A 22574-nucleotide genomic window follows, 5' to 3' on the forward strand; every position below is an offset into this window, starting at 1 on the left:
GGCGGGGGCGGTCATGGGCGGTATTCGAAGGCCGGCTCGCACGTATCCGGCAGGGCGAACCCATGGACCAGATCGGCATAGCGCCGCAGCAGCGCCCGGTTGGCCACCACGCCCGGCAGGCAGGACGCATCGACGCCCAGGCCGATATCGCGCGCCGTCGCGACGATAACCGCCTCATCGGGCGCCGCGTCGGGCACGCGCGGCGCGCTGCTCTCAGGATGTTCGCTCATGGGCTTGTCTTCCTCCCTTGGCCTGCCGTGCCGCCACGCCGGCAGGATCATTCAGAGACTGTCTGCAAACCCGTCCTGCCGACGACCCGGCGCGCCGATCCCGCGCGTCACGCCGCCGTCACCCGGCAGGCCGATTTTCACACAGCGTCCCCGGATCATGCATCCGGAGGATTGAGGCTGACCAGTTCCGGCGTGACGTAATTGAGCAACTGATCGAGATGCCACGCGCCGTCGGCCACGAAGAGGTCGCGCCCCAGCCCCCGCGCCAGCCGCTCCACCCCGAAGCGCATGCCGCTGATCGACGCCCCCGACAGGCCCATGCTGGGCGTCGCGCTGAAGGTGAAATTATGGATGTTCGCCAGCATCGGCGCCAGCGGATCGGCCAAGTCGCGCGGCAGGAACTGATAGGCGTCGCCCAGATATGGATGGGCCGACAGCACGGCGCTGTCCTCGCCCTCGGGCGGCGTGAAGCGATCGCGCCACAGCGCCACCGACCCGGCAAAGGACGCGGTTTCCGGCCGCAGCGCCATGTCGACGGCAAAGCCGGTGCCGATGATCACGAAATCGAACCGCATCTCGCCGCCCGGCGTCTGGACGACGATGTCCTCGCCCTCCATCCGCGCCCCGGTCCAGCCGCAGCCGGTATGGTAGCTGAAGGTCGGGTGGCGCCGGCAGCGCCAGAACGTATCCTGCGGCGGCGGCTGGTTCAGCTCGTAGATATGGCGCATGAACCGCCAGCGCAGCGTATCGGACAGCGCGGAGAAATGGGCCAGGAACCCGGCATTCTCCATCCAGCGATACGGGTTGACCGAAGGAATGGCCCGCCGGCGCAGGCACAGCGCGACCGAGGCCGCGCCTTCCTCCAGCGCCGTCGCCGCATTGTCGAAGGCCGACGCCCCCGCCCCCAGCACGCCGATCCGCTTGCCGCGCAGCGCGGCGAAATCGATGGGCTCCGACGTATGCGCATAGCGTTCGCGCGGCAGGGCCTCGCGGATGAACGCGGGCACATGCCACTGGCCGCCGCCGTCGATCCCGGTCGCCAGGACCAGCTTGCGCGCCAGATGCCGGTGCTCCCGCCCGTCGGCATCCAGAAAGGTCAGGCGCAGCAGCCCGTCTTCCCACGCCACATGCGCGAACGACCGGTCATTCTCGACCGGCAGGTCGAGCACGGCGCGATACCAGTCCAGATAGGCCTGCCAGTCGCCACGCGGGATCTTGTCCAGTTTCTCCCACGCCTCGGCGCCATAGCGGGCTTCGTACCAGGCACGCGGCGTCAGGCCGGGAATCCCCAGGTCGGGGCCGGTCACGTATTTCGGCGTCCGCAACGTGATCATGCGGGCAAAGGTGATCCACGGCCCCTCGCCGCCGCGCGGCGCGCGGTCGAAGATCCGGACATTGCTGATATTGCCGCGCTTCAGCGCAAAGGCCGTGGCCAGCCCGCCCTGGCCCGCGCCGACGATGGCGACATCCAGCACCGGCTCGCCGTTGCGCGTCAGGCGCGGCGTCCAGTCGTGGCGCGGATAGTCGATAACGGCCAGATCCCGCCAGACCCGCGCGTCCAGCGCCGCGAGACCGTCTTCCGGCTTGCTACCCGGCTGATAATGATCGTTACCGGCGGCCATCCGCGCCTCCTTCGCTTCGCTGGTCGGACAGGTCCATCTCGAATGGTGTGGGTCCGTGTCCCCCGACACGGACCCAGGTTCCCCAACCCGCACCATCACGACACCGAAACTAACCGGATCGGGTGGTGTTTCGTCCAGTAGAATAAATTGACCAATCCGTTGCCCATTCAGCAACAGACCATCCTGAAGCCACGCGCAACACACGCGCCCAACGTACTGATTTTCAAACTTTATCTATTTTACAGCCAGAATCTCCTGCCCCTGAATCCGGGCCGCCTCTTCCTGTTCCCGCAGCGCGTCCCGCACTTCGACGATCAGCCGCTCCAGCGCCGGGGGCAGCCAGCGCGCCTCGCGGACATACACGCCCAGATCGGTCATGGCCCTGGGGTCATCCAGCGGCACATGCGCCAGCGCCCCCCGGCTGATATCGAATTCCAGCGCCAGCCGGGACTGGAACGCCAGCCCCACCCCGGCGGCGACCATGCGGTTGGTCAGCTCGATCGAGCCGGTTTCCAGCACCACGTCCAGCCGGTCGCGCCACGGATGCAGCATCGGGTCCATGACCTGATGGAGCGAGAGCGATTCGCTCGGCAGGATCAGGCGATAGTCCAGGCATTCCTCGATTCGCACGCTGCGCCGGCCCGCCAGCGGATGGTCGGCCGGCATCACCACCCCCACCGGAAAGCGCGCCACCGCCACCCGGCGCAGATCGTCCGGCGCATCCAGCGAAAAGGCGATGCCCAGATCGGTTGTGCCGCCGCTCAGGGCAGCCACGATCCGCGCGGGCGACCCTGTATCCGCCTGGAGGTCGATCCCCGGCCAGGTGCGCGTCATGCGCGTCAGCAGCCGGGCCATCAGGTCGCCGGCAATGCCCTCGACCGTCATCAGGCTGATGCGCCCGCCCCGCATCCCGGCCAGCGCCGCGATCTGCTCGTCGGTGCGCACGGCATCCTGCATGACGGTGACGATATGGCGGGCCACGATCTCGCCCACCGCGGTCAGCACCATGCCGCCGGGCAGCCGGTCGAACAGCGGCGCCCCGATCTCGTCCTCCATCTGGGCGATCTGCCGCGTCAGGGCCGAGGGCGTGACATTGAGCTGCCGCGCCGCCTCGCGGATCGAGCCATGGTCGCGCACCGCGTTGAAATACAGGATACAGCGCGCGTGCAGCCGCATCATGTGCTGGCTTCGGGCCGGTCCCCTCATATCCTGTTCCTCATGCCTGCCGCTCCGACATCGCATCCTCGCCATGCAGCAGGCGCTCGACGATTTCCGCCGCCACCAGGGCGGCGATGATTTCCGGCCGCTTGTCGCGGATGCCCCGGTCCCCGATCGGGCAGACCAGGGTCGCAATCCGCTCGACCCCCAGCCCCACGGCCCGAAAGCCTGCCTCGAACCCCCGGCGTTTCGTCTTCGACCCGATCAGCCCGACATAGCGGAAATCGCCCCGCTCCAGCGCCGCCCCCACGATCAGCGCATCCAGCCTGTGGCTGGGGGTCAGAACCAGGATGCCCGAACCGGCCGGGGCGGCGGCCAGCGCGCGCTCCCAGTCTTCGGTAATCCGCACCGCAACCCCTTCGGGCACCAGGCCGAATTCGTCGGCCCGCGCATCGATCCAGGTCAGGCGCAATGGCAGCGGCGCCAGCGTCCGGGCCAGCGCCCGCCCGACATGCCCGGCCCCGAACAGCAGCAGATGCGGGCGCCCCGCCCATGCGGCCTCGGCCTCGCGCACGATCGCATCCAGCATCGCCTCGTCCGCGCGCTCGATCCGCACCCGCACCCTGCCGCCGCAACACTGGCCCAGCTCGGGTCCCAGCGGAATCTCCAGCTCCCCACCCTCGCCGGTCCCGGCCAGCAGCGCGCGCGCACGCGCCACGCACTCCCATTCCAGCCGTCCCCCGCCGATGGTCCCGGCCAGCGCGTCCGGCGCGACGAGCATGAACGACCCGGCCTCGCGCGGGGTGGACCCCACGGCCGCGCGGATGCTGACGCGCACGACAGGCCAGCCGGCCCGCCGCCACCCCGCCAGCGCGGTGATGATGCTGTCCATGGTCCCACCTGTCAGGCCACGGAAGCCGCGCCGGCCCGCGCGGCGGCGCGGGCGCGCATCCGTTCGGCCGCGCGCAGGATCGCCTCGGGCGTCGCGGGCGCATCCAGCCCGGGGCATGACCGGTACCCGTCCAGGCTGGCCAGCGCGTCGGAAATCGCATGCAGCACCGCCACCCCATGCACGAAGGGCGGCTCGCCCACCGCCTTGGAGCGAAAGATCGTCTCCTCTCGGTTGGGCGCATGCTCCAGCAAGGCGACGTTGAAGATGCCCGGCCGGTCGGAACAGGCCGGGATCTTGTAGGTGCTGGGCGCATGGGTGCGCAGCCGGCCGTTCTCGTCCCATACCAGTTCCTCGGTGGTCAGCCATCCGGCCCCCTGCACAAAGGCCCCCTCGACCTGCCCGATATCGATCGCCGGGTTCAGCGACTGCCCGGCATCGTGCAGGATATCCACGCGCTCGATCCGCATCTCGCCCGTCAGCAGGTCCACGGCGACCTCGGCACACGCGGCGCCATAGGCGAAATAAAAGAACGGCCGCCCCCGCCCGGTATCCGGATTCCACGAGATCTTCGGCGTCTTGTAGAACCCGCTGGAAGACATCGACACACGCGCCAGATAGGCCGCGCGCGTCAGCTCGCCGAACGGCACGACCGTCGCCCCGACATGCACCCCGTCGGCCCGGAAATGGATCTCGGCCTCGCCGACCCCCCAGTGCCCGGCGGCAAACGTCACCAGCCGTTCCCTGATCCGGCGCACGGCATCCAGCACCGCCATGCCGTTCAGGTCCGCGCCGCTCGACGCCGCGGTGGCCGAGGTATTGGGCACCTTGCCCGTGGTGGTGGCGGTAATGCGGACCCGGTCGGCCGGTAGGCCGAATTCCCGCATCGCGATCTGCACCATCTTGGTGTGCAGCCCCTGCCCCATCTCGGTGCCGCCATGGTTCACCTGCACCGACCCGTCGGTATAGACATGCACCAGGGCGCCGGCCTGGTTGTAATGGGTGGCGGTAAAGGAAATACCGAACTTCACCGGCGTCAGCGCAATGCCCCGCCGTATATGCGGGCTGTCTTCATTGCCGGCACGGATCGCGGCCCGGCGCGCGCGATAGGCACAGCCTTCGGCCAGCTCCGTCATGATCTCCGCCGCGATCGAATCCTCGACCGTCATATGGTACGGCGTCAGGTCGCGCGTGCCGGTGCCGTAGACATTGCGCAGCCGCACATCCAGCGGGTCCAGCCCGGTGGCGAAGGCAATCTCCTCGATCACCCGCTCGGCCGCCACGATGCCCTGCGGCCCGCCGAAGCCGCGATAGGCGGTATTGGACTGCGTATTGGTCTTCAGCGGCTCCGAGCGCAGCCGCACATCGGGATAGTAATAGGCATTGTCGGCATGAAACAGCGCCCGGTCGGTCACGGGGCCCGACAGGTCGGCCGACCAGCCGCACCGCGCCGCCAGCACCATGTCCACGGCCCCGATGCGCCCGTCATCGTCGAAGCCCACCGTGTAGTCGACCGCGAAATCATGACGCTTGCCCGTCATCATCATGTCGTCGTCGCGGTCCAGCCGCATCTTGGCCGCGCGCCCGGTCAGTTCCGCCGCCAGCGCCGCCAGGCAGGCCGGCCCGTTGGCCTGCGTCTCCTTGCCGCCGAACCCGCCGCCCATGCGCCGGACCTCGGTCGTCACCAGGTTGCTGGGCCGGTCCAGCACATGTGCCACCATATGCTGGGTCTCGGTCGGATGCTGGGTGGAGGACCAGACCCGTATCTCCCCCTCCTCGCCCGGCTGCGCCAGCGCCGCCTGCCCTTCGAGGTAGAAATGCTCCTGCCCGCCCATCACGATGCGCCCCGACACAAGGCGCGGCGACGCCGCCAGCCCCCGGTCCACATCGCCGCGCCGCATGGTCAGCGCGCGCCACACCAGCGCGCCCCCGGCGGCCCGTGCCTGGTCGATATCCAGCACGGCGGGCAGGTCCTCGTAGACGATCCGCGCCAGCCGCGCCGCCCGGCGGCCCTGCCCCCGCGTCTCGGCCACGACAGCGAAGATCGGCTGGCCGTGGAACGACACGATGTCCGACGCCAGCAGCGGCTCGTCGTTCTTCCCCACCGGGCTGACCTGGTTATGGCCGGGAATGTCGGCCGCCGTCAGCACCCGCACCACCCCGGGCGCGGCCCGCACGGCCTCCAGGTCCATCGACACGATCCGGGCATGGGCGCGGGTGCTCAGGCCCGGCACCACATGCAGCAAACCCTTCGGCTCCGGCATGTCGTCGATATAGGCGGCGGAGCCCGAGACGTGCATCGCGGCACTCTCATGCCGCAGGCTCTGCGACGCTCCACCGGCGACACCCGCCTCACTGCCCGGCACGGCTCGATCCCCGGCCGCCCGATCGATCGCGACGTCAGACATGGGCAACCTCCCGCCCACGCCCGGCCAGCCGGGTCTCGGCGCGCGCAACGCCCGGCGCGGTCTCGGCAAACAGGCGCGTCAGCAGGTTGGCGGCAACGGTGCGCCGATACCAGTCGCTGGCCCGCATGTCGGAAATCGGCGCAAAATCGGTGGCGATGGCCGCCCGCGCGGCGTCCAGGGTCGCCTCGTCCCAGACCCGCCCCCGCAGCGCGTCCTCGGTCGCGCGGGCGCGGCAGGGGGTGGCAGCCATGCCGCCAAAGGCGATCCGCGCCTCGCCGATCCGCCCCTCGCCGTCCAGCGTCAGGGCAAAGGCCCCCAGAAGCGCCGAGATATCCTGGTCGAACCGCTTGGAAATCTTGTAGGCGCGGAAGACGGTCCCGGCCGCCGGAACCGGCACGCTCACAGCCTCGACGAATTCCCCCGGCTGGCGGTCCTGCCGCCCATAGGCCAGGAAATAATCCTCCAGCTTCAGCGTCCGGCGCACATCGCCCCGCCGCAGATGCAGCATCGCCCCGGCCGCGATCATTACCGGCGGCCCGTCACCGATGGGCGAGCCATTGGCGATGTTGCCGCAGACCGTGCCGGCATTGCGCACCTGCGTCGATCCCAGGCGCCTTACCACCTCCCCGGCATCGGGCAGCAGGTCCGCCAAAGCGGCCCGGGCCTCGCCATAGGTAACGGCAGCGCCGATCCGCAGCCCCCCCGCCGTGCGCTCCACCCCCCGCAGGTCGGCTATCCGCCCGATGAAGACGACATGCGGCAGCACGCGCAGCCCCTTCGTGACCCACAGCCCGACATCGGTGGCACCGGCGACGATCGTGGCCTCCGGGTCCTCGGCCAATGTCGCGGCCAGCGCGTCCGAATCGGCGGGAATCGTCAGCCGCCCCTCGGGCGTGCCCAGGCGCACCGTCCGCCCGTCGCGCAGCGCCGCCAGCCGGTCCGCAATCGCGTCCGCCACGCCGTCGAACCGGTCGGGCCCCGCCGCCATGGCCCGCTTCATGGCCCGCACGATCGGGGCATAGCCGGTACAGCGGCACAGATTGCCCGCCAGCGCGTCGTCGATCGGCCCGTCCTCGGCCACCGCCCCCGGCGCCTTGCGATAGGCGACCATCGACATCACGAATCCCGGCGTGCAGAAGCCGCATTGCGAACCATGCAGATCCACCATCGCCTGCTGGACCGGGTGCATCGTACCATCCGCCGCGCGCAGATCCTCGACCGTAAACAGCTGGGCCCCGTCCAGCATCGCCACGAACTGGATGCAGGCATTCACCGCCCGCCAGACCAGCGCACCATCCTCCAGCCGGACGACCAGCACGGTACAGGCGCCGCAATCGCCCTCGTTGCAGCCCTCCTTGGTGCCGGTCCGCCCCCGATGCTCCCGCAGCCAGTCCAGGACTGTCAGGGTCGGCGGGACGGCCGACAGGTCGCAGAGCGTATCGCCCAGATAAAAGCGGATATGGTCGCGCATGGTTCGGTTCCGTCGAGCAAGAGACACGCCCCAGGGGGCAAATGTCCTGGCTGCCCACCCCCCGCAGGACAGACAACCGGAACGCGGGCCGCATCGCCTCCCCCGAGGTGACCCGATCCCGCCTGATTTATGGCCTGAAACGTCCCCCGAAAGAAACGCTCGCGCATCATGGCGCCGGCCCATCCACGCCAGCCCCGCCCAGCATCTCGTTGCGCCGCGCCTGGGCCGCCATGTCGGGACCGAAGCACGGGCGTTCGACATACCGCCCGGCACCCCGCACCGTGCGCAGATCGCCATCGGACCACACCAGACGCCCCGCGCTGATCGTGTGCCGCGCCAGCCCGGTCAGGGTCATCCCCTCATACAGGTTGTAGTCCACATTCTGGTGATGGGTGGCGGCCGAGACGGTGCGGCTGGCTTCGGCATCCCACAGGACCAGGTCCGCATCGGCCCCTTCCATGATCGCGCCCTTGCGCGGATGGATATTGAAGATCTTCGCGGTATTGGCCGAGGTCACGGCCACGAATTCCTGCGGCGTCAGGCGCCCGGTCCGCACGCCATGGTGCCACAGCACGCTCATCCGGTCCTCGATTCCCGGCGTGCCGTTGGGGATCTTCGTGAAATCGTCGCGCCCCTGCGCCTTCTGCCCTGCGCAGAAGCAGCAATGGTCGGTCGCCGTCGTCTGCAACTGGCCCGATGCCAGCCCCGCCCACAGCGCCTTCTGGTGGTGCCTGGGGCGGAAGGGCGGGCTCATGACATGGCGCGCGGCACCCAGCCAGTCCGGGTCGGCATACACGCTGTCGTCGATCACCAGATGCTGGGCCAGCACCTCGCCATACACGCGCTGCCCCCGCGCGCGGGCCGCCGCGATGGCCGACGCGGCCTCCTCGGTCGAGACATGCACGATATAGACCGGCGCCCCCAGCAGCCCGGCAATGGCGATCACCCGCTGCGCGGCCTCTCCCTCCACGGTGGGCGGGCGCGAGAGCGGGTGCGACGCCGGCCCGGCCAGCCCGCGCCGCAGCAGGTCCTGCTGGAGAAAGGCAACCGCATCCCCGTTCTCGGCATGCACGTTGCACAGGGCACCCAGTTCCAGCGCGCGGCCGATCGAGCGCAGCAGCACCCCGTCATCGACCATCAGCGCGCCCTTGTAGGCCATGAAATGCTTGAAGGAATTAACCCCGCATTCCCGCGCCAGCGTGCCCATGTCGGCATGGACCTGCTCGTCCCAATGGGTCACGGCGACGTGGAAGGAATAGTCGGCCACCGCCTTTTCCGCCTTGGCCCGCCAGTCCTTCCACGCCGCCAGCAGCGCGCCGCCGCGTTCGGGAATGACGAAATCGATGATGGTGGTGGTACCCCCCGCCACCCCGGCCTCGGTCCCGGTCTGGAAATCGTCGCTGGCCACCGAACCCATGAAGGGCATTTCCATATGGGTATGCGGGTCGATCCCGCCGGGCATCACCAGCAGCCCGCCCGCATCCACGACCGCGCAGCCGGTCGGCGCCTCCAGCGCCGGCCCCACGGCGGCGATCCGCCCCGAATCGTCGCACAGCACATCGGCCCGCCGCGTGCAGTCCGCCGTCACCACCGTTCCGCCCCGCACCAGAAGCATCGCCTCTTCTCCACCTACGATATCGGACCCAGGCATCATGCCGCCATGCACGCAGCATGCCAGCCGGCGACGGGATCGGGAATGGTACCGCTCTGTAACAATCCATGTAACGTTTTCCGACTTGCGCGCCGCGCGCAAAGCCTAAAACTTGCAGCATGACCCGTTCCAGCGCCCTTTCCCCCTCCCTGACCCTGACGACGATCCACGACCGGCCGGCCGGCGCCCCCCGCCGCGCCAGCACCGGGCAGATCCTGCGGGCCGCCGAGCGCGAATTCGGCCGCGACGGCTACAAGGGGGCCAGCATGGCCGCCATCGCCGCCGCGGCCGGCCTGCCCAAGGCCAATATCCATTATTATTTCGGCACCAAGGAGGATCTGTACCGCGCGGTGCTGGAAAACATCCTCGACAACTGGCTGGGCGACGCAACGGTCTGGATCCACCCTGACGCCACCCCCCGGGCGGCGCTGGAAGGCTATGTCCGTGCGAAAATCGCCTTCTCGCGCGAACGGCCAGACGCCTCGCGCATCTTCGCGCACGAGGTCCTGCAGGGCGCACCGAACATCCAGGGCTATTTCAACACCGCGCTGCGCCAGCACGTCCAGACGCTGGAAGACGTCTTCCGCGCCTGGCAGCGCGCCGGGCAGATGCGGCCGATCAACGGCGCGCACCTCATGTTCTGCATCTGGGCCATGACCCAGACCTATGCCGACATGAGCGCCCAGGTCTGCGCGGTACTGGGCAAGGCCACCCTGGCGGAGAAAGAGTACGACGACGCAGCGACCACGATCATCGCGCTGGTCCTGAACGGGATAGAAACGACCTGATATTCAGCCATATGCTTATATCAGGTTATGAATATCGATAACGTCCCACGACGACATTCGCGGTATCGCATCGATCGTACGGTTATCTGACGACACGATCCGCCCGGCACCGTCCGTCCAGGCACGGGCCCGCCGGTAACGCGGCGCGGATCGCATTGCGGGAGAGCAGACATGAGCAGTTCGGGCGTCCTTCAGGCCGGCGGCAACATCACGGTAGACGGCACGGCGCTGTGGACCGACATCCTGGAAACCGCGCGGATCGGCGGCACGCCCAAGGGCGGCGTCCGGCGCCTGACCCTGACGGAGGAAGACCGCCAGGTACGCGCCTGGTTCGCCGCCGCCTGCACCGCTCTGGGCTGCACCGTCACCCACGATTCGATGGGCAACCAGTTCGCTCGCCGCCCCGGGCGCGACGCTACCCTGCCGCCCATCACCATGGGCAGCCATCTCGACACCCAGCCGACCGGCGGCAAGTTCGACGGCATCGTGGGCGTGCTGGGCGGGCTGGCGGTGCTGCGCGCCCTGCATGCCTCGGGCTTCGAAACCCGCCACCCGATCGAACTGATCAACTGGACGAACGAGGAAGGCGCCCGCTTCGCCCCCGCCATGCTCGCCTCCGGCGTCTTCGCCGGCGTGTTCACCGAGCAGGAGGCCCTGGACAAGACCGACCGCGACGGCATCCGCTTCGGCGACGCCCTGGCGGCAATCGGCTATCGGGGCGAGGCACCGTGCGGCGACCACCCGGTCGCGGCCTATTTCGAACTGCATATCGAACAGGGCCCGATCCTGGAGGCCGAGGGCAAGACCATCGGCATCGTCACCGGCGTGCAGGGCATGCGGTGGTACGAGCTGACTCTGACGGGCCGCGATTCCCACGCCGGCACCACGCCCATGACCATGCGGGCCGACGCCCTGCTGGCGGCGGCGCGCATCATCGAGGCCGTCAGCGCCGTCGCCCTGGCCCACGGGCCCAACGCGGTCGGCACGGTCGGACTGCTGGAAAACCGGCCCAACAGCCGCAACGTCGTCCCCGGCGAGGTCTTCTTCAGCATCGACCTGCGCCACCCGGACGATGCGGTGGTCGCGGCAATGGAAGCCGACCTGCGCGCGCGGATCGAGCAGATCGTGACCGACGCCGGAATCGGGCTGGAGATGGCGCGCGTGTGGGACTCGCCGGCCGTGCATTTCGATCCGGCCTGCATCGCATCGGTCCGCGCGGCGACCGATTCCTTCGGCTATCCGGCCCGCGACATCGTCTCGGGCGCCGGGCACGATGCCGCCTACATGGCCCGCGTCGCCCCCACGACCATGGTCTTCGTCCCCTGCGCGGGCGGGCTGAGCCATAACGAGGCCGAAAGCGCCGAGCCGGGCGACGTCGCCGCCGGCGCCAACGTGCTGCTGCGCGCGGTGCTGGACGCGGACATCAGGCTGGACGCCTGACAGCCCGGCCGAAAAATCGGCAGCCTGCCGGGCAAGAAATCATCTAGCCCGGCGGCGCGGCCTGTTCCATCCTCCGATGGTTGCGAAGCCGTCACGGTCATTCCCCACCGGGCGGGTCCGCATGTTCGATCTCAGGAGCCTCGCGCGATGTCGCCTACCAATCACGACGCGTTCTGGATGCCGTTCACGGCCAACCGGCAGTTCCGCCGGACGCCGCGCATGCTGGTCGCGGCCGATGGCATGTATTACACGTCCGAGGACGGGCGGCAGGTCATGGACGGCTGCGCCGGCCTGTGGTGCGTGAATGCGGGCCATAACCGCCCCCGCATCACCCAGGCGGTACAGAAGGCGATCGCGACGCTGGATTTCGCCCCCACCTTCCAGATGGGCCACCCGCTGGCCTTCCAGGCCGCCGACCGCATCGCGGCCCTGGCGCCGGGCGACCTCAACCACGTCTTCTTCTGCAATTCCGGGTCCGAAGCCGCCGATACGGCGCTCAAGATCGCCATCGCCTACCACCGCGTACGCGGCGAAGGCGCCCGCACCCGCCTGATCGGGCGCGAGCGCGGCTATCACGGCGTGGGCTTCGGCGGCATCTCGGTGGGCGGCATCTCCGGCAACCGCAAGCTGTACGGCACACTGCTGGCCGGGGTCGACCATCTGCCCCACACGTTGGACCTGGAACGCAACGCGTTCAGCAAGGGCCTGCCCCCCTATGGCGCGGAACTGGCCGACAATCTGGAACGGATCGTCGCCCTGCACGACCCGTCGACCATCGCCGCCGTGATGGTCGAGCCCATGGCGGGGTCGACCGGCGTGCTGCCGCCCCCCGTCGGCTACCTCAAGCGCCTGCGCGAGATCTGCGACAAATACGGCATCCTGCTGATCTTCGACGAGGTCATCACCGGTTTCGGCCGCATGGGCGGCACGCCCTTCGCGTCCGAGAAATTCGGCGTCGTGCCCGATATCCTGACCTGTGCCAAGGGCATCACCAACGGCACCATCCCCATGGGCGCCGCCATCGCGCGCGACCATGTCTACGAAGCCTTCATGAACGGCCCCGAAGCCGGGATCGAACTGCCGCACGGCTACACCTATTCCGGCCACCCGGTCGCCTGCGCCGCGTCGCTCGCGACCCTCGACACCTACGCCGAGGAAAACCTGTTCGAGCGCGCGGGCGACATCGCCCCCTATTTCGAGGAAGCCGCCCACGCCCTGCGCGGCCTGCCCAACGTCATCGACATCCGCAATGTCGGCATGGTCGCGGGCATCGAACTCAGCCCCCGCCCCGGCGCACCGGGCGCCCGCGCCTACGAGATCTTCGACCGCGCATTTCACAAGGGCGTGCTGATCCGCTACACCGGCGACGTGCTGGCCATCTCGCCGCCGCTGATCATCCAGAAATCGGAAATCGACCAGCTGTTCGGCACGCTCGCCGACATCCTCCGCACGGTCGATTAAGAGACCGGCCCAGCATGGCAGACCCAACCCCCGCCGGATACGATCCAGGCCTGTACAACGCGGACCTTGCCCCCGTCCCGCCCGCGCGGCGGGACTGGACATGGCTGAACATGGCCACGGTGTGGATGGGCATGGTCCACAATATCGTGGTCTACGAGGCCGCGGCGGGGCTGATGGCCCTGGGGTTCTCGGCGTGGGAATGCCTGGGCGTCGTGGCGGTCGCCTATATCGTCCTGTTCCTGGCCATGTGGTTCAACGCACGGGCCGGGACGCGATACGGCATTCCGTTCTGCGTGCTGATCCGCTCCGCCTTCGGCCCGTCGGGCGCGCAGCTTCCGGTGCTGCTGCGCGGTTTCTGCGCCATCTTCTGGTTCTCGGTGCAATCCTATGCCGCCGCCCAGGCGGTCGATGCCATCCTCTCCACCCTCATCGGCGGCTGGGGCGGCCTGACCGCCTCGTTCCTGGGCATGCGGGTGCATATGTGGCTGGCCATGGCGTTGATCTGGGTGCTGCACGCCTGGATCGCCGGCCACGGCGTGCACCGTATCCGCAATTTCGAACTGGTCGCCGGCCCGCTGGTCATTGCCGTCGGGCTGCTGGCCACCATCTGGGCCCTGCGGGTCGGCCACGGGCCGGGTCCGCTGTTCGCCCAGCCCTCGCGCCTGCACGGCACCGCCTTCTGGTCCGCCTTCGCCATGGGCGTAACCGGTATGATCGGCATCTGGGCCACCTTCGCGGTCAACATTCCCGACCTGTCGCGCTTCGTCCGGTCCGAGCGCGACCAGGTGATCGGCCAGGCGATCGGCCTGCCTGTCACGGCGCTGGTCTTCACCCCCATGGGCATCATCACGACCTCGGCCACCATGATCCTGTTCGGCCGCCCGATATGGAACCCGGTCGAACTGCTGCTGACGCTCAATCATCCGGTCGTCACGGTGCTGGGCGGGGCGACGCTGGTGCTGGCCACCCTGTCGGTCAATGTCGTGGCCAACATCATGCCCGCCGCCTACGACTTGATGAACCTGATGCCGCGCCGGCTGAATTTCGACCGCGCCTCCTCCCTGGTCCTGGTGCTGGGCGTGTTCTTCATGCCGTGGCTGTGGTTCGACGACGCGGCGAGCATCTATCAGGTGCTCAACCTGGTCGGCGGCCTGCTGGGGCCCGTCACCGGGATCATGCTGGCCGATTTCTACCTGGTGCGCCGCCAGGTACTGGACGTGCCGTCCCTCTATCGCCGCGGCGGCCGCTACGATGGGCGCGACGGCTGGAACCCCCCGGCCCTGACGGCATTCGCCGCCGGCGGTGTGCTGGCCTCGGCCGGCCAGTTCCTGCCCGCGCTGGCCAGCCTGAGCGCACTCTCCTGGTTCGTCGGCGTCGCAGCCGGCGCCGGCGTCTATCTGGCGCTGTCCCCACGCCGGCCGAACCCGCAGGCAAGCGAGAGCATCTCCCCCTCCGGCGCGTGACCCGTCCTCCCCGCCTCAGGGCGGGTAGGACGCTTCCCGGATCGCGCGCCCGGGCTCGAAATGCCCGATCCGGCAGCTATGGTCCTGCAATTCCTCGCCCGAGGCCCGGTCGCCCGACACGGGCTTCACCCTGTCGTCCAGCAGGATGAAGCCGGGGCGCCCGCCGGGCCAGATCGTGCCCACCACCACCAGCGTATGTGCCCCCATCTCCCGCGCCGGATCGGCCAGCGACGCCGCCAGCCGCCGGAACGGATAGGCGCCATCCAGGTCCTTGCCATCGATGCGGGTGGCCCGGTAGCGATGGCCCGCCAGATCCAGCGGCGTCCAGCCGGCACCAATCTGCGGGCGCGCCCAATGCAGCGCCACGCGGATTTCGGGCGCCAGGCAATCGACGTGAATATGCAGTTGGTTCTGCGAGCGCCCATATTGCGAATTGATGGCCAGGGCCATCGTCTCGCGCGGCATGGTATGGCCCAGCCGCGCCAGCGCGCGGTCGACCTGGTGCCACGCCGCGCCAAAATAATCCGGCGCACCGGCGCGCAGCAGCGACGGGTCTTCCATGCCCACGACCCGGTCGGTCGGAATCACCAGATATTGCGCAACCCCGTCCCGATCCTTCAGCACCGCATAGCCACGGGCCGGATCGACCGCGTCGCAGGGCGCGGGCGAATTCTCGCCAAGCTGGTTGGGCACGCAGCGCCCATGCACGATGTTCCACAATACGTTCGGATCGCGATCGTGCCGCGGCGGCCCGCTGGCCCGGGCCGTCGCAAACAGCACACCCGCCGCAACGGCAGGGAAAACAAGGCACGCCAGCACACGATGCCTCATGCCGTACCGGCCTCCTCGATGCGGGCGGGCAGCGCCAGCGCCTCGGCCAGCCGGTCCAGCCGCCGCCGCACGCTCTCGCCGCGCACCACGCCCCGCCCCCGGGCCAGATGCAGCGTAACCTCATCGGCCGACAGCTTGACCCATGTCCCGTCGAGCAACTCTTCGGTGCTGCCGCAGACCGTATAGGCCAGGCGCAGCACCAGCCCCAGCACCAGCGCCCGCTGGAAATCCTCGGCCGTCAGCAGCAGGCGCGAGGGCTGGAGGAAATCGTGCCCCAGTTCGGCCTCGTAGCGCACCGCCAGCGTCAGCGCGACGAAGGCCCGCGCCTGATGGTCGAACCCCACGCCCTGCATCCGCAGCACGCGCAGATAGGTCTGCTCGGCCCGATATTCCGGATGATCGTAGGACCCGATATCGGACAGCAGGCAGGCGGCGCGGCGCAGGCGACGCTGGGGCGTGCTCTCGCCGGCAAACAGCGGCGCGGTCCAGTTCATCAGCTGGTCCGGCAGGGTCTCGCTCCGCCCCAGCCGCCGGCACATTTCCCGCGCTACCGCCTCCTGCGGGTCCAGTGCGGCGACCGACGCCGCGACCCGGCGCATGTACCACCCCTCGCGCAGCCCATCGACACAGAAGATCACGCTGGACGGTTGCAGCCGCCGCAGCAGCCGGCGCAACACGATGGCGGCGAAGGGCGCATCCTCCAGCCGCTTGCGCGGCGCGCCGGGCACGCGCTCCAGCACGCGGCGCGGCGTGTTGACGACCCAGTCGGTCATGTCCCGCGCGCCCTCGCCCGACAGGGTAAAGAGATGCACGATATTCAGCGGATAATTGGTCCGGGCAATCTGCAGGCGCGCCAGCGCGCGAAAGGCCCCGCCGACCAGATAGAGCGGTCGGCCCACCACATCGTCCAGCCACCCGACCTGCGCGATGTCGGCGTCGGCAATGGCCCGCGCCTTCTGCGGGTCCCCCTCGGCCCGGTCGTTCAGCCGGATCACCCCCAGCCGAAGGGTGCAGGCATCCAGCTTGCGCCCGGCCGACAGGCGGATCAGCTCCAGCGACCCGCCGCCGATATCGGCCACCAGCCCATCGGCCTCGGGCAGGCCGCACAGCACGCCGGTCGCCGAATAATCGGCCTCTTCCTCGCCCGAGAGAATGCGGATGGGCACGCCAGGCATGCGCGCCCGCAGGGCGGCAACGAATTCCGACCCGTTGCTCGCATCGCGCACGGCGGCGGTGGCCAGGATCTCGAACGGGTCGGCGTCCATGCCCCGGGCAATGGCATGGAACCGGTCCATGACCTGCATCGCCAGGCCCACGCCTTCCTCGTTCAGCCGCCCGGTGGCATTCAGCCCCCGCCCCAGGCGCAGCACCGCCTTTTCATTGAAGATCGGAATCGGATTCCGCGAAATACCGTCGAACACGACCAGCCGGACAGAGTTCGACCCCAGGTCGACCACGGCCGAGCGGCGATGCGGAACCCGGATCATCGGGCCCGGCACATGCGGGCTGCGACAGGCGAAAGCTGCGTCATGCTGAAACCTTCACTGAAACCCTCAATCATCGAGAATCCGGTCCTGATGCCGCGGCAACGGCGTGCTGACCCGAACGGCGCTGTCCTGCACGGCACTCCCCCGCCCCGAAAGCGAAGGATTGGTCATGAAATAATCATGGGCCGAAAATGGCCTGGCACCGGGCTCGAGCCGCCGCCACACACCGTTCTGCTGCAAGATCCAGGACTGCAGGTTGTCCTTCAGGTCCGTGACCATGATCTGGTCCAGGACCTGCGCATGCACCGTAGGGTCGCGCATCGGTACCATGCTTTCCACCCGCCAGTCCATGTTCCGCACCATCCAGTCGGCCGAGGAAATATAGACTTTCGCATAGCGCGACGGCAGCCGGTGCCCGTCGCCGAAGGCGAAGATCCGCGCGTGTTCCAGAAAGCGCCCCACGATGGACTTGACGCGGATATTCTCCGACAGTCCCGCCACCCCCGGCCGCAGGCAGCAGATGCCCCGCACCACGGCCATGATCCGCACCCCGGCGCACGATGCGCGATAGAGGCGGTCGATCAGGTCCGGGTCGACCAGCGAATTCATCTTCAGCCAGATCTGCCCCGGCCGCCCGGCCCGCACATGCTCGATCTCGGCCTGGATCAGCTCTTCCAGCGTGCGGCGGATCGTCACGGGCGAGAAGGCGATGGCCTCCATCCGCGCCGGCATGGCATAGCCGGTCATGTAGTTGAACAGCCGCGCCGAATCCCGCGCCAGTTCCGGGTCGCAGGTAAAGAAGGACAGGTCGGTATAGATCCGCGCCGTGATCGGGTGATAATTCCCGGTCCCGAAATGGGCGTAGGACCGCAGCGTCCCCCCTTCGCGCCGCACGACCAGGCTGAGCTTGGCATGGGTCTTGAGGTCGGCGAAGCCGAACACGACCTGCGCGCCCGCGGCCTCCAGCGCCCGCGCCAGACGGATATTGGCTTCCTCGTCGAACCGGGCACGCAATTCCACCATCGCGGTGACCGATTTCCCGGCCTCGGCCGCCTCGATCAGCGCCTTGACGATGGGGCTGTCGCGCGAGGTCCGGTACAGCGTCTGCTTGATCGCGACCACCGCCGGGTCCTGGGCGGCCTGGCGCAGAAACTGCACCACCACGTCGAAACTCTCGAACGGATGATGGACGATCATGTCCTTGGCGCGGATGGCGGCGAAGCAGTCGCCCCCGAAATCGATCACCCGCTCGGGAAAGCGCGGCGTATAGGGCGGAAACAGCAATTCGGGCCGGTCGTCCACGATCAGCTGCTTCAGGTCCACCACGCCAATCAGCCCGGGCTGGATCTCGATCTCGTCGGGCGGCACGTTCAGGTCGTTGGCCACCGCCTGCCCCAGGTCGGGCGGCATGCGCGAATCGATATCCAGATGGATCACCACCCCACGCCGCCGCCGCTTCAGCGCGCTCTCGTAGGAGCGGACCAGATCCTCGGCCTCGTCCTCGAACTCCACGTCGGTATCGCGGATCACCCGCAGCACGCCCCAGTCGCCCGCCATCATGCCGGGGAACAGCCGGTCGATGCACAGCGCGATCATGTTTTCCAGCATGATGAACCGCGCGACGCCGGGCGGCGACAGGCTGGCCGGCAGCCGGATGAACCGGTCGATCTGCGCCGGCAGCAGGATCATGGCGCTCATGACGAAGCGCCCGGTCTCCATGCTCATCAGCCGCAGCGACAGGGCCAGCCCCATATGCGGGATGAACGGCAACGGGTGCGCCGGGTCGATCGCCAGCGGCGTCAGGACGGGAAAAACCCGGTCCATGAAGCACCCGTCCAGCCATTCGCGGTCGGCCTCGGTGATATGGTCCAGCCCGCAGACCACGATCCCGGCTTCGGCCAGCAGGCCGCGCAGATCCTTCCAGATCCGCTGCTGCTCGCGCAGCAGCCGGGCGGTGCGGGTACGCACGGCGGCAAGCTGCTGCGCCGGGGTCAGCCCGTCGGGCGACATGCTCAGCAGCCCCTCGCGCACCTGCCCCACCAGGCCCGCGACACGGACCGAGTAGAATTCGTCCAGGTTCCCGGCGCTGATCGACAGGAAACGCAGCCGTTCCAGCAGCGGATTGCGCGGATTATCCGCCTCCTCCACCACGCGCTGGTTGAAATCGAGCCAGGAGAGTTCGCGGTTGATGAACCGGGCGGGCGAATGCATGTCCACCGCCGGCGGCGGGGGGGTCTGCTCGGGTGGCGCCAGCCGCCGCCGTGTCGCGGCCACGCCGGTGCGCTTGCCGGCCGTCCGTCCGGATGTCCGGCGCGCGGGCGTTTTCCCCGTCGGTCTGGTCAATCCAATCTCCTGCCACAAATCCGCCTTCGTTTCGCCAAGCTAGGCGGAACGGCCCGCAATGCCAACGCAGTGGCGTATGAACTTTCCTAGCGCGCCGGCAGGTCCGCCATCCGGTCGGCGGGTACCTCCTCATGGTCCAGCAGGTCATGCAGTGCCGACACCGCCAGCGCCCGGGTCACGCGCCGCCCGGCCGCCAGCCCGGCCTGGTCCAGCCGGATCGCGGCATCGCGAATGGCCGAGGCGGTGCGCGGCAGGCGGCGCAGCAGCCATTCGGTCACCGGCTGGCTGACCACGATCTGCCGGTCCGCCAGATGGCGCAGTAGCAGGATGCGCAGCAGCGCATCCTCGGGCTGGCGCAGTTCGATCGCCATCGTCGCGCGCAGCCGGCTGGCCAGGTCCGGCAGGGCCACCGGCCAGCGCGCGGGCGGCAGGCGGGCGGCCATCACCAGCGCGATCCGCTGCTCACGCGCCGCGTTCAGCAGATGCAGGATCGCCTGCTGGTCCTCCGCGCGGTCAGCATCGTCCACCGCCACGGCCCGGAACGTCTCCGCCGGCCCGTCGCGCAATGCGCCCAGCGTCGCACCCGTCACCTCGGCGCCGCGCAGCAGCACGGCGCCCTGCTCCTGCGCCCAGATCTCCAGCAGGTGGGTCTTGCCGGCGCCGGCCGGGCCCCACAGCGCCATCCGGTGCTCGGGCCATGGGTTCGCCCCCAGCAGCCAGGCCCGCGCCGCCCCGTTCGACCCGGCCGCGACGAAATCGGCCCGGGCGAAGCGACTGCGATGCCCAAAGGGCAACGCAAGCTGGTCCGCCCCGCCCATCGACGCCTGTTCGCCCGGATTCTGCACCGCCTGTTCAACCACTGCTTTGCGTGCCGCCTTCGCCTGCCGTAAAGGAACCCAGAGCGTTTACCCTACCTCGCCCCATTCTTCGACCCCCGCCGTTGCGGCAGGAAGACGGAAGGGGCGCGGCGACGACGAAGGCCCGACACATGACCTCCGCCCCCTCTTCTTCCTCGGCCCCGCCCGCCGCCGGCGCCACCTACCGCGACGCAGGCGTGGACATCGAAGCCGGCGACGCGCTGGTCGATGCCATCAAGCCGGCGGCGAAGGCGACGGACCGCCCCGGCACCATGGGGGGCCTGGGCGGATTCGGTGCCCTGTTCGACCTGAAGGCCGCGGGTTTCACCGATCCGGTCCTCGTCTCCTGCACCGACGGCGTCGGCACCAAGCTGATGATTGCCATCGAAAGCGGCCTGCACGAAACCGTCGGCATCGACCTGGTGGCGATGTGCGTGAACGACCTGGTGGTCCAGGGCGCCGAGCCCCTGTTCTTCCTCGATTATTTCGCCACCGGCCGGCTGGCGGTCGAAGACGCGGCCAAGGTGGTGCGCGGCATAGCCCAGGGCTGCGCCGAGTCGGGCTGCGCGCTGGTGGGCGGCGAAACCGCCGAGATGCCGGGCATGTATGCCCCCGGCCATTACGACCTCGCCGGCTTCTCGGTCGGCGCGGCCGAGCGTTCGGCGCTGCTGCCCGCCGGAATTGCCGCCGGCGACACGCTGATCGGGCTCTCGGCCAGCGGCGTGCATTCCAACGGCTTCTCGCTGGTCCGCTCCATCGTCACGCGCAGCGGGCTGGACTGGAACGCCCCCTGCCCCTTCGCCGAGGGCCAGACCCTGGCCCAGGCGCTGATGACGCCCACGCGCCTGTACGTAAGGCAGGTGCTGGACCTGCACCGGCAGGGGCTGATCCAGGGCGCCGCGCACATCACCGGCGGCGGCCTGCCGGGCAACCTGCCGCGCGTGCTGCCGGCGGGGCTGACGGCGGTGATCGACGGCGCTGCGTGGCAGATCCCCCCGGTCTTCCGCTGGCTGGCGCAAACCGGGCAGGTCGATGCCGACGAGATGCTGAAAGTCTTCAATTGCGGCATCGGCATGGTCCTGGTCGCCCGCGACGCCGACGCGGCACTGGCCGCCCTGCGCGCGGCGGGCGAGACCCCGGTCGTGATCGGCCGGCTGGAAGCCTCGACCGCCGGCACCCCGGCCGGCCTGCGCTTCACCACCCGCCCCGACTTCGCCGGCTGAACCTCGGTGAGCACAGTTTCGCGGGACGATCGCTGCCCGATCGCAATCCTGATCAGCGGGCGCGGCAGCAACATGCGCGCGCTGATCGATGCCTGTGCCGCGCCGGATTTCCCGGCGCGCATCGTCATGGTCCTCAGCAACAGGCCCGACGCCCCGGGCCTGGACGTCGCCCGCGCGGCAGGCCTGCGGGCCGAGGCAATCGACCACCGCCCCTTCGGCAAGGATCGCGCGGCGCATGAACGCGCGGTAGACGCCACCCTGCGCGCGGCCGGCGTCAAGCTGGTCTGCCTGGCCGGCTACATGCGCCTGCTGACACCCTTCCTGACCGAAGCCTGGGCCGGGCGGATGCTCAACATCCACCCCAGCCTGCTGCCCGCCTTCCCCGGCCTGCACACGCACGAACGCGCGCTGGAAGCCGGCGTGAAGCTGCATGGCTGCACGGTGCATCTGGTGACGGAAGTAATGGATGACGGCCCGATCCTGGGCCAGGCGGCCGTGCCGGTCCATGCCGGCGACACGCCCGACCATCTGGCCGCACGCGTTCTGGAACAGGAACATCGCCTGTATCCGGCCGCGCTGCGCAGGCTGCTGCGGCCCGAACCGTCGTCACCCGTGGATGACGGCGGGTCGCTGCTGGTCGTCTGACCAGCCGATGGCGGGCACCCCAGGGTGCCCGCCCCTGCCGATCAGGGCAGGATTTCGGTCTGCGCGAAGAAGAACGCGATCTCGTTGTTCGCGTTTTCCAGGCTGTCCGAACCATGGACCGAATTCGCCTCGATGCTCTCGGCGAACTCGGCGCGCACGGTGCCGGGGGCGGCCTTCTTCGGGTCGGTGGCGCCCATGACGTCGCGATGCTTCAGGACGGCGTTCTCGCCTTCCAGAACCTGGACCACGACCGGGCCCGAGATCATGAACGACACCAGGTCGCCGTAGAACGGACGGTCCTTGTGGACGGCATAGAACGCGCCGGCGACCGCCTCGGTCAGCTGGACGCGCTTCTGCGCCACGATCCGCAGGCCGGCATCTTCGAACACGGCATTGATCTTACCGGTCAGGTTGCGCCGGGTCGCGTCCGGCTTGATGATCGACAGGGTACGTTCGGTCGCCATGGGATGGCTCCTTCTTCTTGGTCGAATTGCATGACCGGGACCCCCTGCCCACACCGGACCGGCGCCCCTTACGCGCGCCATCTAGAGCATATTGGGCAGGACTGGTAGGTACAGCGTCACGAATCCTGCCCGCCCCGCCGGGC

General features: G+C 69.1%; 18 protein-coding genes. 6 read left to right on the top strand and 12 right to left on the bottom strand.

The genetic code is table 11. The features are described from left to right. Window positions 1–11: 11 nt before the first annotated feature. The 7 genes from HLH27_RS05555 to hydA all read right to left on the bottom strand — a co-directional run bounded on the left by HLH27_RS05555 (window position 12) and on the right by hydA (window position 9393). Window positions 12–230: a DUF4089 domain-containing protein gene (locus HLH27_RS05555; protein ID WP_182948514.1), complete on the bottom strand. Its 219-nt coding sequence runs from the start codon at window positions 228–230 to the stop codon at window positions 12–14. A 155-nt stretch (window positions 231–385) separates the two neighbouring features. Further along, on the bottom strand, window positions 386–1852 hold the full coding sequence (locus HLH27_RS05560) for a SidA/IucD/PvdA family monooxygenase (protein WP_182948516.1): 1467 nt from the start codon (window positions 1850–1852) through the stop codon (window positions 386–388). A gap of 234 nt (window positions 1853–2086) precedes the next feature. Continuing rightward, window positions 2087–3058 (bottom strand): LysR family transcriptional regulator, encoded by a 972-nt coding sequence (locus HLH27_RS05565; protein WP_182948518.1) that lies wholly within the window; start codon window positions 3056–3058, stop codon window positions 2087–2089. Between the two features lie 10 nt (window positions 3059–3068). Beyond that, window positions 3069–3902 (bottom strand): xanthine dehydrogenase accessory protein XdhC, encoded by an 834-nt coding sequence (xdhC, locus tag HLH27_RS05570; RefSeq protein WP_182948520.1) that lies wholly within the window; start codon window positions 3900–3902, stop codon window positions 3069–3071. An 11-nt stretch (window positions 3903–3913) separates the two neighbouring features. Next, entirely contained in the window at window positions 3914–6307 is a 2394-nt protein-coding gene (gene xdhB, locus HLH27_RS05575) for a xanthine dehydrogenase molybdopterin binding subunit (protein ID WP_220790296.1), read from the bottom strand. After that, window positions 6300–7778: a xanthine dehydrogenase small subunit gene (gene xdhA, locus HLH27_RS05580; RefSeq protein WP_182948522.1), complete on the bottom strand. Its 1479-nt coding sequence runs from the start codon at window positions 7776–7778 to the stop codon at window positions 6300–6302. The genes xdhB and xdhA overlap by 8 nt, the downstream gene beginning before the upstream one ends. Before the next feature lie 166 nt (window positions 7779–7944). Next, on the bottom strand, window positions 7945–9393 hold the full coding sequence (gene hydA / locus HLH27_RS05585; RefSeq protein ID WP_182948796.1) for a dihydropyrimidinase: 1449 nt from the start codon (window positions 9391–9393) through the stop codon (window positions 7945–7947). Between the two features lie 155 nt (window positions 9394–9548). Here hydA and HLH27_RS05590 point away from each other — a divergent pair, with 155 nt between their 5' ends. The 4 genes from HLH27_RS05590 (at window position 9549) to HLH27_RS05605 (ending at window position 14581) form a co-directional block, all read left to right on the top strand. Continuing rightward, on the top strand, window positions 9549–10217 hold the full coding sequence (locus HLH27_RS05590; protein WP_182948524.1) for a TetR/AcrR family transcriptional regulator: 669 nt from the start codon (window positions 9549–9551) through the stop codon (window positions 10215–10217). 171 nt (window positions 10218–10388) lie between these two features. Continuing rightward, window positions 10389–11657, top strand: a complete 1269-nt coding sequence (locus HLH27_RS05595; RefSeq protein ID WP_182948526.1) for a Zn-dependent hydrolase — start codon at window positions 10389–10391, stop codon at window positions 11655–11657. A gap of 147 nt (window positions 11658–11804) precedes the next feature. Beyond that, the gene (locus HLH27_RS05600) at window positions 11805–13118 is read left to right on the top strand and encodes an aspartate aminotransferase family protein (protein WP_182948527.1); all 1314 of its coding nucleotides are present in this window, start codon (window positions 11805–11807) and stop codon (window positions 13116–13118) included. 14 nt (window positions 13119–13132) lie between these two features. Continuing rightward, entirely contained in the window at window positions 13133–14581 is a 1449-nt protein-coding gene (locus tag HLH27_RS05605) for an NCS1 family nucleobase:cation symporter-1 (RefSeq protein ID WP_182948528.1), read from the top strand. A gap of 15 nt (window positions 14582–14596) precedes the next feature. On the opposite strand, the gene HLH27_RS05610 is transcribed toward HLH27_RS05605, so the two are convergent. From HLH27_RS05610 to HLH27_RS05625, 4 genes are all read right to left on the bottom strand, one after another. Further along, window positions 14597–15412, bottom strand: a complete 816-nt coding sequence (locus HLH27_RS05610) for a CDP-diacylglycerol diphosphatase (RefSeq protein WP_182948529.1) — start codon at window positions 15410–15412, stop codon at window positions 14597–14599. Next, entirely contained in the window at window positions 15409–16899 is a 1491-nt protein-coding gene (locus tag HLH27_RS05615; protein ID WP_182948530.1) for a Ppx/GppA family phosphatase, read from the bottom strand. Before HLH27_RS05615 ends, HLH27_RS05610 begins: the two co-directional genes overlap by 4 nt. A 66-nt stretch (window positions 16900–16965) precedes the next feature. After that, window positions 16966–19242, bottom strand: a complete 2277-nt coding sequence (locus tag HLH27_RS05620; RefSeq protein WP_182948531.1) for an RNA degradosome polyphosphate kinase — start codon at window positions 19240–19242, stop codon at window positions 16966–16968. A gap of 86 nt (window positions 19243–19328) precedes the next feature. Further along, the gene (locus tag HLH27_RS05625) at window positions 19329–20102 is read right to left on the bottom strand and encodes a P-loop NTPase family protein (protein ID WP_408870801.1); all 774 of its coding nucleotides are present in this window, start codon (window positions 20100–20102) and stop codon (window positions 19329–19331) included. Between the two features lie 128 nt (window positions 20103–20230). Here HLH27_RS05625 and purM point away from each other — a divergent pair, with 128 nt between their 5' ends. Continuing rightward, window positions 20231–21322, top strand: a complete 1092-nt coding sequence (gene purM, locus HLH27_RS05630; RefSeq protein ID WP_182948532.1) for a phosphoribosylformylglycinamidine cyclo-ligase — start codon at window positions 20231–20233, stop codon at window positions 21320–21322. 6 nt (window positions 21323–21328) lie between these two features. Further along, entirely contained in the window at window positions 21329–21967 is a 639-nt protein-coding gene (gene purN, locus HLH27_RS05635; protein ID WP_338029848.1) for a phosphoribosylglycinamide formyltransferase, read from the top strand. 41 nt (window positions 21968–22008) lie between these two features. On the opposite strand, the gene ndk is transcribed toward purN, so the two are convergent. Further along, window positions 22009–22431, bottom strand: a complete 423-nt coding sequence (gene ndk / locus HLH27_RS05640) for a nucleoside-diphosphate kinase (RefSeq protein ID WP_182948534.1) — start codon at window positions 22429–22431, stop codon at window positions 22009–22011. Between the last annotated feature and the right edge of the window lie 143 nt (window positions 22432–22574).

The organism is Gluconacetobacter takamatsuzukensis (assembly GCF_014174275.1).
Taxonomy (GTDB): domain Bacteria; phylum Pseudomonadota; class Alphaproteobacteria; order Acetobacterales; family Acetobacteraceae; genus Gluconacetobacter; species Gluconacetobacter takamatsuzukensis.